Raw genomic sequence first — 12,806 nt, 5'->3', positions numbered from 1 at the left:
CATGTCGAACACGCTGCAAACCATCCTTGTACTCGCGGCCGTCATCGCCGCCGTGGCCTGGCTCGTCACCGGCCGGCTGCGCCGCCGCCGCGCGGGCAGCAAGTGCGACCACTGCGGGCTCGCCGAGGCCGTCCGCACCACGAAGTCGTCGAAGTCATCCTGATTCCAGCGGCTGCGCACGACACCGCTCCTCCGCTCATGGTCCTCGCGCGAAACATTTGAAATCGCGCTGCGGAAATCGCGTCGCAGCGGTGTCGTGCACGCCCGCCATGCATGCGCTATACTGCGTGACATGCACCGTTTCATTGCACACGTCCGCGACGACTGGTACCCGCTGTGCCGGTCCGAGCAGTTGCGGTCGCAACCGCTGGCGGCGTCCCTGTTCGGCGTGCCCGTGGTGCTGTTTCGCACCGCCGGCGGGCAGGCGGCTGCGCTCGCCGACCGCTGCCCGCACCGCAACGTTCCCCTGTCGCTGGGCCGGGTGCGGGGCGAGTGCATCCAGTGCGCGTATCACGGCTGGCAGTTCGACCCCGCGGGGCAGTGTCGCGCCGTGCCGGGGCTGGTGGGCGACGTGCGCGCGCGCGAGCGGCGCGCCGCGGCGTACGCAACCCGCGAGTCGCAGGGCTTCGTGTGGGTGTACGGCAGGGAGGACACCCCCCCGCTGCGCGAGCCGTTTCAGTTTCCGTATGTGGGGGTGCGCGGCTGGAGCAGCGCGCGTGAGACCCTCGACGTCGACGCCTCGCTGCACGCGGTGGCGGAGAACGCGCTCGACGTTCCGCACACCGCCTTTCTGCACGGCGGACTCTTTCGCAGCGAGGATCGCCCGCGACGGGAAATCGAGGTGGTGGTGCGCCGCCATCCCGACCGCGTCGAGGCCGAGTACATCGGCGAATCGCGCCCGCCCGGCGTCGTCGCCCGCCTGTTGGCGCCGCGCGGGGGCGAAGTGGTCCACTTCGACCGCTTCATCCTGCCGTCGGTGGCCCAGGTGGAGTATCGCCTGGGCGAGTCCGGCCTGTGCATCTCCGCCGCACTGGCACCGCTGGGCGACTACCGCACGCGCCTGGCGGTGATGTTCTCCTACCGGCTGCCGGTGCCGGGCTGGATGGTGCGCCCGCTGCTGCGCCGTTTCGCCATGCGCATCTTCCGGCAGGACGCCCGCATGCTCGCGCGCCAGACCGAGACCGTGCGCCGCTTCGGGGAGGAGAACTACAAGTTCACCGAGATCGACGTGCTGGGGTCGGAGATATTCGACCTGTTGCGTGCCGCCGCGGCGGGTTCGCGTGGCGACGCGCCGGTGCGCGAACGGCGCATCCGTATCGCGGTGTGATGCCCCGCAACGCCTCTCATCCAATCCATGGTCCGGCTTCGTATCGGGGACAAACCCCACACGACCGAAACGAAGGAGGACTCTCATGCGATCCAACTGGATTCGATTCCTGGCAGTCGGCTGCGTCCTGTCAATCGCCGCCGCGGTGGCGGTTACCCGCGCGGCACCGCCGGACCAGCGCGGCCTGATCTGGGCCGGTTGCGAGGTGTACAACACCTTTGGCACCCCCGCCAACGTGAGCCCCGGGGCGGGCAACTTCGACGCCCTCTATAAGAGCCCGGCCGGTTTTCGCGACGGCATCGGCGCCATCTCCGACGCCGCGCCGGGCTACGGCCGCTACAACGGCGGGCGGTGGCAGGAGTTCGTGCTGAAGCCGGGGGTGGACGGGGGCAAGTACGCCAATGCGTGCGGTGTCGAGGACCTCGACCTCAACGACTTCCAGGCCACCGGCGTGTACTTCTCCTGCCCGCTGCACAAGACGCGCTAGCGAATCCTCACCGGACCCCGGCTCTGCCGTCGAGGCCCGTGCCGGCGGCGGGGCCGGGGCAAAAGATTGCGTTTTTGCGGCCGGGGACTTGACCCGCGGCCCCCGAGACCGTAGTATCCGCTACCAATACGTCCTTTTAACCGGGCCCCGCGAGGCCCAGAAGGGATTCCACATGACAACCCCGTTGTCCCCGCGCGCATGCGGGGTGATCGTTGCGCGACCCTGTTGCCTTCCCGAGCGTATCGCGGGAGGGCGTTTTTTTGTGCCCGCCGGTGGTCACATCGCGCCGGCCGAACACGCTGCACCGGAGGTGACGCGATGAATCCCCGCCCGCGTGGCAAAATGATCCTCGCCGACGGAACCCGTTACGACGGCCTTCTCACCGGCGCGGCGGCCCGCACAGGCTGGGGCGGGCCCGTCTGGGGCGAGGTCGTCTTCAACACCTCGATGACCGGTTACCAGGAGGTCATCACCGATCCGTCCTACGCGGGGCAGATCGTGGTGATGACCTACCCGCAGATCGGCAACTACGGCGTCACCGTGGACGACAACGAGAAACCTGCGACCGCGGCGCGCGCGCTGGTGGTGCGCGACCTGCAGGAATTCTTCTCTCCCGGTCCTGGGCGCAGCGCGCTCGAGCCCTTCATGGTGGAGCAGGGACTCGCCGGCCTAACCGGCGTGGATACACGCGCGGTCACGCGCCACATTCGCGACAAGGGTGCGATCATCGCCGCCATTGGCGGTGAGAACATGCGCGACGAGGACCTGCTGGCGCTGGCGCGCTCGAAGAAGCTCGACCGCGGCGAGCGGCTGGTGGCGGGCGTCTCCGGCACACTCAACGCCCTGCACGCGGGCGACGAGCGCCGCGCGGCGGTCATCGACCTGGGTGTCAAGAAGAGCATCGTGGACAATGTGCGCCGGCTGGGTGTCACCACGCGCGTGTTCGATGCCGGCTTCAAGGCGGCGGAGATCCTGGAGGGCGGGTTTGACTTCGTGGTGGTGTCCAACGGACCGGGCGATCCCGCCGACATCCCGGAGGTGGTCGAGCAGGTGAACCAGCTGATCGGGCGCACGCCGATGCTCGGCATCTGTCTCGGTCACCAGCTCATCGCGCGCGCGCTCGGTGCCGAAACCTACAAGCTCAAGTTCGGGCACCACGGCGCCAACCAGCCGGTGATCGACCACCGCACCAACCAGGTGTTCATCACCAGCCAGAACCACAATTTCGCGGTCAGCGACGACATCGCCGACCACGCCGGGGTCACTATCACCTACACCAACGCGGCGGACGGAACGCTGGAGGGATTCATCGACGAACACCGCAAGGTCGAGTGCGTCCAGTTCCACCCCGAGGCATCGCCGGGACCGCACGACTGTCACTTCATCTTCGACCGTTTCTACCAGAAAGCGAAGGAGTGGAACCATGCCCAGGCTTGAAGGCATTCGCTCCGTCATGGTGATCGGCAGCGGGCCGATTGTCATCGGGCAGGGGTGCGAGTTCGACTACTCGGGCACGCAGGCCATCCGGGCGCTGCGCGAGGAGGGGCTGCGCGTCGTCCTGATCAACAGCAACCCCGCCACCATCATGACCGACCCCGACATGGCCGACGCCACCTACATCGAGCCGCTCACCTTCGACGCCTGCCGTGCGATCATCGAGAAGGAACGGCCCGACGTGCTCCTGCCCACGCTGGGCGGGCAGACCGCCCTCAACCTCGCCATGGAACTGTCCGACTCCGGCGTGCTGGAGGAGTTCGGCGTCAAACTGATCGGCGTGGATCTCAACGCCATCCGCCGCGCCGAGGACCGCAGCGGTTTCAAGGCGCTGTGCGAGGAGGCCGGCTTCGACACCCCGCGCAGCGCGGTGGTGCAGTCGATGGAGGAGGCCATGCGCGCGCTCGAACTGCTCGGGCTGCCCGCCATCATCCGTCCCTCCTTTACCCTGGGGGGGAGCGGTAGCGGCATGGCGCGCACCCGCGACGAGTTCGTGCGCATCGTCAAGACCGGGCTGCGCAAGTCGCCCGTGCACGAGGTGCTCATCGAGGAGTCCATCGAGGGCTGGAAGGAATTCGAGCTCGAGATCATGCGCGACCGCGACGGCAACCACGTGGTGGTGTGTTCCATCGAAAACCTGGATCCGATGGGCGTGCACACGGGGGACAGCATCACCGTGGCGCCGGTGCAGACCCTGCGCGACCGCGAGTACCAGATGATGCGCGACGCGTCGTTCAAGATCATGGATGAGGTCGGCATCTGGGGCGGGGCCAACGTACAGTTCGCCGTCGAGCCGTCGACCGGGCGCATGACGGTGATCGAGATGAATCCGCGCGTATCACGCTCGTCGGCGCTGGCCAGCAAGGCCACCGGGTATCCCATTGCCAAGGTGGCGGCGCGGCTGGCACTCGGCTACACCCTGGCCGAACTGCCCAACGACATCGTCGGCACCATTCCGGCCGCATTCGAACCGTCGCTCGACTACGTCGTGGTCAAGATTCCGCGCTGGAACTTCGAGAAGTTCAGCGGCGTGGAGGATGTGCTGGGCTCGCAGATGCAGTCCATCGGGGAGGTCATGGCGCTGGGCCGCACCTTCAACGAGGCGCTGCAGAAGGCGCTGCGTTCCCTGGAAAGCGACTGGACCGGTTTCGATACGGTGGCGCTGCCGGCCGAGGACATCGAGAGGATGCTGTCGGTGCCCAACTCCCTGCGGCTGTTTGCGGTGAAGGCCGCGTATGCCGCGGGTATGGATACCGCGCGCATCCACGAACTCTCCCGCATCGACCCCTGGTTCCTGGAGAACCTGCGTGTGCTGGTGGACTTCGAGAGCCGTGTGCGCGCCGAGGCGTTTCCGCCGCCGCGCGAGTTCATGCGTGCGGCCAAGCGCTTCGGCTTCTGCGACCGGCAGCTCGCCACCCTGTGGGGCGTGCGCGAGGAGGAGGTCACCGGCGCCCGCGAGGGCATGGATATCCACCCGGTGGTGAAGATGGTGGACACGTGCGCGGGCGAGTTCGAGGCGCGCACGCCGTATTACTACATCGTGTATGACGACGAGTGCGACGTGGAAACCGACACGCGCCGCTCGCGCAACGCGAAGCGCAAGGTGGTCATCCTGGGCAGCGGTCCCAACCGCATCGGGCAGGGAATCGAGTTCGACTACTGCTGCGTGCACGCGGCCATGGCGGTGCGCGAAATGGGCTGCGAGGCCATCATGGTCAACTGCAACCCGGAAACGGTCAGCACCGACTTCGACATCTCCGACCGCCTGTACTTCGAACCGGTGGCCTTCGAACACGTGATGGCCATCGTGCGCAAGGAACAACCTGCGGGCGTGATCTTTCAGTTTGGCGGGCAGACCCCGCTGAAACTCCTGCACCGCCTTGCCGCCGCGGGCGTGAAGGTGCTGGGAACGGGTGTGGAGGCGGTCGACCAGGCGGAGGACCGTGAACGCTGCCACGATCTCATGAACAGCCTCGGTATTCTGCACCCGCCGTGTGCCTTCGCCTCGTCGCGGGAGGCGGCCATCCGCGAGGCCGCCCGCATCGGCTACCCGCTGCTGCTGCGCCCGCCCTACGTGCTCGGCGGGCGCTCGATGGAACTGGTGCGCAGCGAGGAAGAGATCATGGAGTCGGTGGACTCCGCGTTGCGCTCCAGCGAATCGCGCGCGCTCATGATCGACAAGTTCATCGAGGGCGCGGTGGAAGTGGACGTGGACTGCGTGAGCGACGGCGAGAACGTCGTCATCGCGGGCGTCATGGAACACATGGAAGAAGCCGGCATCCACTCGGGCGATTCGAGCTGCGTCATTCCGCCGCTGGCGCTGGAGGAGGAGATCATCGCCGAGGTCAAGAACCAGACGGTGCGCATCGCGCGCGCGTTGCATCTGGTGGGAATGATGAACGCGCAGTTCGCCATCAAGGACAACCGCATCTACTGCTTCGAGATCAACCCGCGTGCCTCGCGCACCGTCCCGTACGTGAGCAAGGCCACCGGGGTGCAGTGGGTCAAGCTGGCGACGCGCGCGGTGATGGGAGAGAAGATCGATATGGCGCGGTACGGCGAGACCATCATGCCGGACTACATGTCGGTGAAGGCGCCGGTGTTTCCGTTCGAGAAGTTCCCCGGTGTCGATTCCATCCTGGGCCCGGAGATGCGCTCGACCGGCGAGGTGATGGGCATCGGCGAAACCTTCGACGAGGCCTTCATCAAGGCGCAACTGGCGGCGGGCTACCGGCTGCCCCGGGGGGCGAACGTCTTCATTTCAGTTGCCAACCGGTTCAAACGCAAGGTCATCTTTCCGGTGAAGGCACTGCGCGACATGGGCTTCCATATCGTGGCCACGCCGGGCATGGCCAAGGTGCTGCGCTCCCACGGTGTGCCGGCGCGCGTGGTGCACAAACTGAGCGAGGGTGACCACGACATCATCGACATGATCGAGAACGGGGATATCCACCTGGTGGTCAACATGGCCTGGAGCCGGAAGTCGGTCAAGGACGACAAGTTCATCCGTCTCGCGGCCAACAAGATGAAGGTGCAGTGCATCACCACGCAGGCCGGGTTCCACGCCCTGGTGCTCGGGCTGCAGACCCTTTCGGGCGGTCCCGTGCACGTGGAGTCGATTCAGAACTACAACGCGCGCCTGGGCCGGCCGGCGGTGGCGGAAGCCGCGGGCGGCGGAGCCCGGGCGGTGAGCGAGGTGGCGTGACCCACGTCGCCGGCGCCGTTCCCGGTGTGTCCGCGCTGGTGATCGCCCAGGACGCCGGCGCGCAGATCGATCGTTGCGTCGCCAGCCTCTCCTTCGCCGACGAGATCGTGGTGGTGGACGGAGGGTCGGTCGATGATACCGCCGGGCGGGCACGGGCGCGCGGCGCGCGCGTCATCGCCAACCCGTGGCCCGGGTTCGCCGCGCAACGGCGTTTCGCCCTGCAGCAGGCGCGTCACGCCTGGGTGTTCGCGTGCGATGCGGACGAGGAAGTAACCGCCGAGCTCGCCACCGCGATTCGCCGCGTCGTAGACGGAAACACCGGCGCCGCCGGCTACCGGGTTCATCGCCGCAACCAGTTCCTGGGGGCGTGGGTCGACAGGGGGCCGTGGACGGACGACTGGCAGCTGCGACTGGCGCGGCGCGACGCGGTGCGTGTCACCGACGCCGCCGTCCACGAGGGCTACCTGGTGAACGGGCCGGTGGCGAAACTGGATCCGCCCCTGAACCATTACACCCACCCGACCATCGCCGAGAGTGTGCGCCGCATGAGCGTGTATACTTCTCTGGAGGCGCCCGGTCGCGCCCGCCGGCGCAGGGTCGGGGTGCTGGATCCCCTGGTCGCACCCGCCGGTGTGTTCTTCAATTACTACGTGCTCAAAGGATGCTGGCGTGCGGGTGTGCGCGGTTACCTGCTGGCGGCAACCACCGCCATGTACAAGTCCGTTCTATACGTGAAAACGCGCGCGTTGCAGGATCCGTCCGCGCAAGACGGGCGGGCATCAAGATGACAATCGTTCGCCGCATACTCCGCTGCCCGGGCGTGCTGTGTACGGCCTTGCTCGTGCTGGCGGCGCCGACACGGCCTGCGTCCGGCGACGCAGGCCTCGATGCGCGCACCCTGGTGGTGGGAACGCGCGCCGAGCCGCGCACGCTCAACCCGATTGCCATCACCGCGTCGGAAGGCCACCAGATTGCGGGACTGGTTTTCCTGAAACTGCTCGAGGAACAGGACGACTTCATGTCCTTTGGACCGCAACTGGCGGAGTCGTGGTCGACCAGCAACGACGGGCTCGCGGTGACCTTCCTGCTGCGCGCCGACGCGCGCTGGTCGGACGGAACCCCGGTTACCGCGGAGGACGTCCGCTTTACCTGGCAGGTTCACACCGACACCACCGTGGCCTGGCCCAGCGCCAGCATCAAGGCGAAGATCCGCGACGTCGAGGTGCGCGGTGCCCGCACGGTGGTGTTCCACTACACCGAGCGTTACCTCTACCAGGTCATGGATGCCAACGACGGCGTCATCCTGCCCCGCCACCTGCTGGACAGCGTGCCGCGAGCGGAACTCAAGAACGCCCCCTTCGGCCGCGCGCCGACCGGCAACGGCCCCTACCGCCTGGCGGGCTGGGAATCCGGGCAGTACATCGCGCTGGAGGCGAATCCCGCTTACCACGGTGCGGCGCCCGCGGTCACGCGTGTGATCTTCAAGTTCGTTCCCGACGCGGTGACACTGGTGGGGCAGCTGAAGGCGCGCGAAATCGACCTGCTCGAGTCCGTGCAGCCCGGGGACGTTGCGTCCATCCGCGAGCGGCGGCCGGACGCGGTCATTCATACCGTGCCGTCGCGGCGCATGAGCTTCATCGTGTGGAACACCACGCGCGTTCCTTTCGACGACCGCGAGGTGCGGCGCGCGCTCACCATGGGCATCGATCGGGAGGAGCTGATCCGGACAGTGTGGGGCGGCTACGCACAGGAGTGCACGAGCCCCATCGTACCCCTGCTGTGGGCCCACGACCCGGACATCGCGGCGCTCCCGTTCGATCCGGCGCGGGCACGGGCGGTGCTCGCGGAGCGCGGCTACCGCGATGGCAACGGCGATGGCGTTCTGGAGCGGGACGGCGTGCCGCTGGAGGTCGAACTTGTGGTGAATGACGCCCAGAACCGCGTCGACGTGGTGACCATCGTGCAGGCGCAGCTCAAACGCATCGGCGTGAAGGTGAACCTGCGCGTCATGGAATTCGGAGCCTACCAGGATCGCGTTCTGGCGGCGGACTTCGACGGGGCATTCGTGGAGTGGAAGGTGCAGACCAGGGTGGATCTGACGAGCATGTTCCACTCCCGGTCGAAGCGTCCGCAGGGGTTCAACTTCGGCGCCTACGCGAATCCGGAGGTGGACCGGCTCATCGAGGCGGCACGCGCCGTGCCCGACATGGCGGGAGCAAAGCACCTGTGGGACGAGGTGCAGCGGCTGGTGTACGAGGATCAGCCCTACACGTTCATCGCGGTCCCGCAGGAAATCACCGCGGTTTCCAATCGTTTCTGCAACGTGAAACCCAGCGCGATCAGTTTCTTCGTGAACCTCCACGCCTGGCGGATTGCCCCGGACTGCGGGCCTTGACGCGCGCCGCGCGCGCCACCACCACGCCGTCCTCGTTACACAGTCGCACCGCGTCGCGGCCATTGCCGCGAATCCTCGTCCTTACGACGCACAGCGTACGCGCGCGGCCGCAGCGTGTGACGGCAATTCCCAGCACGAACGGCCGTCCTTGCGGGTTGACGCGCACCGTGGTGGTGGCGATGAGGCGCGCGTCGGGCGAGAGGCGCGCCGGCCGCAGACGTTCTCCACAGGCCGGGCAGGCCGGCGCGCCGTGCAGCTGCACGTGACCGCGCGGGCAGCGCCACGCGACGAGGCGCGGGTGCGATGGGCCGTTCATGAAGCTGCCTCGGCCGTGAACACGTAGCAGTCGCGTGACACACCACCGGCGCTCTGGATGGCGGCCATGCGCGCACCGGCCTGTTGCCGCTCGCCGGCCGTGCCGGTCAGCTGCTGGTGGATCTCCACCAGGGACGTCAGTCCACACACACCGATAGGATGTCCGCGCGCCTTCATGCCGCCAGACGGATTCACCGCCAGCCGGCCTCCGACCGACAACTCGTCGCGCGCGAGGGCGCGCCACGCATCGCCGAGCGCAAAGAAACCCATCGCCTCGAGGTTCATCAGTTCAAAGGGGGCGAAGGCGTCGTGGATTTCAACCACCTGCACGTCGCGGGGCGTCCGTCCGGCCATGGCGAACGCCGCGCGCGCGGCTCTCGCCGCGGCGTGGAACTCGCCCGGCCGCAGGCGTTCGTGAAAGCGCGGCGTGTCCATGGCCGCACCCCATCCGGTGAGGCGCACCGCCCCTTCGTCACTCGAAAGAACGCACGCGGCCGCCCCGTCGGACATCGGCGCGCAGTGGTGACGGCGCAGGGGATCGGCCACCACCGGACTGCGCCGCACATCCTGCGCGGTAATCGGTTTGCGGAAGTGGGCCAGCGGATTCAACGCACCGTGACGGTGATTCTTGATGGCAACTTCGTCGAATGCGCGTTGCGGCACGCGGTGCGCGGTGTGGTAGGTGCTGGTGGCGAGGGCCGCCAGCGCAGGAAGCGTGGCGCCGTGACGCTGCTCGACCGCGTCGGACACGCGCGGGGCCAGCATTCCCGCGGCCGCGCCGGCGTCGAGGTGAGTCATCTTCTCGCACCCCACCAGCAGGACGTCCCCCGGCGTTCGATCCGCGCTCTGGAGCGCGCGATGGATCGCCTCCGCGCCGGTGAGGAACGGACCGAGAACGGGGGCACGAAGGCCCGGTGCCACCGCACGCAGCACCTCGCCGGCGAGGCCGGCGGGATCGGCGATGGCGCACAACTCCGTGGGTGCGAAGGACGAAAAAAAGACCGCCCGGATGCGGCCGGGGTCGATTCCGTCGAGCGCCAGCGCGGCCGCCCGGGCAAGGAGCGAGCGAAAGTCACCATCGTGACGGCCGATGCGCGTCATGGCCGCCGTTTTGATCTTGATTTCGCTCACGCTTTCAGCATATAAAAGCCCGAATTCCCCGTCAACGAACGCGGGCATCGAGTCCGCACCGAAAGCAGCCCCCCCTCATGATCCACCGTATTGCGATCGCCGCCCTGATTGCCGGACTCACCGCCCAGCTGTTGAAGGTGGTGATCGAGATGCTGCGGACCGGTCGGCTGAATTTCCTGCGCTTTTTCGACAACGGCGGCATGCCGTCCTCCCACACCGCCCTGGTGACGGCCCTTACCATCGGGGTGGGCCGCTACGCGGGTATTTCGTCGCCACTCTTCGCCATTACCTTCCTCTTCAGCCTCTATTTCGTCTTCGAGGCGGCCGGATTGCGCCAGGAGGTCGGCAAGCAGGCGCGCCTGCTGAACGAGCTGGCCGACGAGCTGCGCCAGACCCACCACCTGGACCGCAAGCGCCTCAAGGAGCTGGTGGGGCACACCTGGAACGAGGTCTTCGGGGGCTTCCTGTTCGGTGTCCTGGTGGCCGCGGTGGCCTTCCGGTAGCGCATACGCCCGTCGGCCCGCAACCCCGGATCGTGGCGCTTGTTCCGCGCCCGCCCGGGGCGTATATTGATGGGTGACCGGCGGGCCTGGACCCCTCCCGCCGGACAGGATGTCAATCACCCGCCGATCTCTTTTTCTTACCGCCATGCTCGCCGCGACCGTCGCGGGCTGCGGCTCGGAGGATCCGACCCGGTTCGGCCGCCCGCCGGTGGTGAATTCCTATGCGCCCACCGATCGGCACCTGAGCGCCTTCGTGGGTGACACCCTGCGGTTCTCGGTTCGCGCCACCGACCCGGACCGGGACGCGGTGACCACGGCCTTCACCGTGGACGGCGGCATGGCAGGGGTGGGGGCCCCGTGGTTCTACGCGGTGCTGGACACCGGTTGCGTGACCGTGCGCGGTTCGGTGAGCGACGGTGAGTTTGTCTCCTACATCGAGTGGACCGTCGAGCGCCACCAGCCCATCAATTACCCGCCGGCGATCGGGGCGATCCAGCCCATCGAACCCAGCCCGACGCTGATCATCGGCAATTCCATGTCCTTTGCCATCGTGGCGAGCGATCCCGATGAGGACGAACTGGCGTACACGTTCACGGTCAACGACTCGCTGGTGTCCGATACCCGCCAGTTCTCGTATCTTGCATCCTCGATCGGCTCGAAGCTCGTGCGTGCCACCGTGACCGACGGCGAATTGTACGCGAGTCACGAGTGGAACCTCCGCGTCACCACCATTCCCGACACCATCGCACCGGCGCGCGTGGAGATCACCGGGTCCGGCACCGGCAACGAGCCCGGCGAGGTGTACGTGGCGTGGACGGCGGTGGGGCGCGATGGCATGCTGGGGGTTCCCTCCGAGTACCAGGTACGCACCGCGCCCAACCCGATTCTCACCGAGGGTGACTGGACCCGGGGCAGCCAGCGGCCCGGCGTTCCGGCGCCGGCGCAGCCCGGGACGCCGATGTCCATGATGGTGGGGGGGCTGCTTCCCGCGCGCACCACCTACCTCGCCGTGCGTGCGATCGACGACTTCGGCAATATTTCACCGCTTGGTGACAGCCCGGTGGCGGTAACGCGCGGCATGCGCGTGAGCGGGTCGGTCGTCAACACCGAAACCGGACTGCCGGTGGAGGGGGCCGTGGTACGTATCGGGCTGTTTACCACCGGCACCGCGCCGGACGGTTCGTGGACGCTCAGCGAACTTCCTCCCATCGACGATCTGCTCAACGCGGGTGACACCCCGCCGACCGGTGTCGGGGAGTACTTCGATCTTTCGCTGCCCTACGTGGTGACACACCTGGCGGTGACGCCCCTGTACGTGATACCAAACCGCGCCCTGGGCACGGCCAACTACGCGGACTTCCTCCAGTTCTTCCGCTCCATGACCGATGTCGCGGGGAATCCCTTCGGCACGAAGCAGCGGCGCTGGGAGCTCCCCATCGATCTGTACGTCCGCGCCTACGAGAAGGACGGGTTGGACTACAAGGAGACCGTCGAACGGGTCGCCGCCGAGTTCGATGCCATCCTGGGGACGCAGGTCTTCAACGTCTCGACGAACCGGACCGGCACCGGTGTGGAGACCATCTACCTCGACGGGCTCTTCCAGGACAACTACGGGGTGAAGGAGTGGACCAGCGACTGGTATCCGTACCTGGCTCTAATCGAGTTTCGGACCGTCTACACGCCCGCCACCGCCCACGTCCTGGAGCGGACCATCCGCCACGAACTTGGCCACGCGCTGGGACTCAACCACAGCTCGTCGTACACGCACCTCATGGTGGGCGGGGTTGCCCCGCAGGTGAACCAGTTCAGCGAAGACGAGATTGCGGTGATCCGGTGCCTCTACAACATCCCGCGCGGTTTCGACAACCGCCTCTTCCTCCGCCGCTGAGCAGTCCCCGGCCCGGCGGCCCGGATTGACGCCCCACACCCGCTGCTGCTATACTTGGTCA

At 67.4% G+C, this 12,806-nt stretch carries 11 protein-coding genes; 9 read left to right on the top strand and 2 right to left on the bottom strand.

Translation table 11 applies throughout. From position 1 onward, the window contains the following. Position 1: 1 nt before the first annotated feature. The 7 genes from OEX18_01780 to OEX18_01750 all read left to right on the top strand — a co-directional run bounded on the left by OEX18_01780 (position 2) and on the right by OEX18_01750 (position 8,908). A complete protein-coding gene (locus tag OEX18_01780; GenBank protein ID MDH4335989.1) occupies positions 2-163 on the top strand; it encodes a FeoB-associated Cys-rich membrane protein in 162 nt (53 codons plus the stop codon). A 129-nt stretch (positions 164-292) separates the two neighbouring features. After that, entirely contained in the window at positions 293-1,327 is a 1,035-nt protein-coding gene (locus tag OEX18_01775) for an aromatic ring-hydroxylating dioxygenase subunit alpha (GenBank protein MDH4335988.1), read from the top strand. A gap of 85 nt (positions 1,328-1,412) precedes the next feature. Then, a complete protein-coding gene (locus OEX18_01770) occupies positions 1,413-1,814 on the top strand; it encodes a hypothetical protein (protein ID MDH4335987.1) in 402 nt (133 codons plus the stop codon). A 318-nt stretch (positions 1,815-2,132) separates the two neighbouring features. Then, a complete protein-coding gene (gene carA, locus OEX18_01765; protein MDH4335986.1) occupies positions 2,133-3,251 on the top strand; it encodes a glutamine-hydrolyzing carbamoyl-phosphate synthase small subunit in 1,119 nt (372 codons plus the stop codon). Further along, positions 3,238-6,513, top strand: coding sequence for a carbamoyl-phosphate synthase large subunit (gene carB, locus OEX18_01760; GenBank protein ID MDH4335985.1), 3,276 nt, complete (start codon positions 3,238-3,240; stop codon positions 6,511-6,513). The genes carA and carB overlap by 14 nt, the downstream gene beginning before the upstream one ends. Then, positions 6,510-7,301, top strand: a complete 792-nt coding sequence (locus OEX18_01755) for a glycosyltransferase family 2 protein (protein MDH4335984.1) — start codon at positions 6,510-6,512, stop codon at positions 7,299-7,301. The genes carB and OEX18_01755 overlap by 4 nt, the downstream gene beginning before the upstream one ends. Next, positions 7,298-8,908, top strand: a complete 1,611-nt coding sequence (locus OEX18_01750; GenBank protein ID MDH4335983.1) for an ABC transporter substrate-binding protein — start codon at positions 7,298-7,300, stop codon at positions 8,906-8,908. Before OEX18_01755 ends, OEX18_01750 begins: the two co-directional genes overlap by 4 nt. Here OEX18_01750 and OEX18_01745 read toward each other — a convergent pair. Continuing rightward, the gene (locus OEX18_01745) at positions 8,853-9,224 is read right to left on the bottom strand and encodes a hypothetical protein (GenBank protein MDH4335982.1); all 372 of its coding nucleotides are present in this window, start codon (positions 9,222-9,224) and stop codon (positions 8,853-8,855) included. The genes OEX18_01750 and OEX18_01745 overlap by 56 nt on opposite strands. Continuing rightward, entirely contained in the window at positions 9,221-10,354 is a 1,134-nt protein-coding gene (locus tag OEX18_01740) for a thiolase family protein (GenBank protein MDH4335981.1), read from the bottom strand. The genes OEX18_01745 and OEX18_01740 overlap by 4 nt, the downstream gene beginning before the upstream one ends. Positions 10,355-10,431: 77 nt before the next feature. Here OEX18_01740 and OEX18_01735 point away from each other — a divergent pair, with 77 nt between their 5' ends. Then, positions 10,432-10,857 carry a divergent PAP2 family protein gene (locus OEX18_01735; GenBank protein MDH4335980.1) on the top strand — a complete coding sequence of 142 codons (426 nt, stop codon included), beginning with the start codon at positions 10,432-10,434 and terminating at the stop codon, positions 10,855-10,857. Positions 10,858-10,966: 109 nt separating this feature from the next. Then, positions 10,967-12,745 carry a matrixin family metalloprotease gene (locus tag OEX18_01730; protein MDH4335979.1) on the top strand — a complete coding sequence of 593 codons (1,779 nt, stop codon included), beginning with the start codon at positions 10,967-10,969 and terminating at the stop codon, positions 12,743-12,745. Positions 12,746-12,806: the final 61 nt, after the last annotated feature.

The organism is Candidatus Krumholzibacteriia bacterium (genome assembly GCA_029865265.1).
Lineage (GTDB): Bacteria > Krumholzibacteriota > Krumholzibacteriia > WVZY01 > JAKEHA01 > JAKEHA01.
Note: the sequence above shows the minus strand (reverse complement) of the source record. Positions and strands in the feature narration are given on the sequence as shown.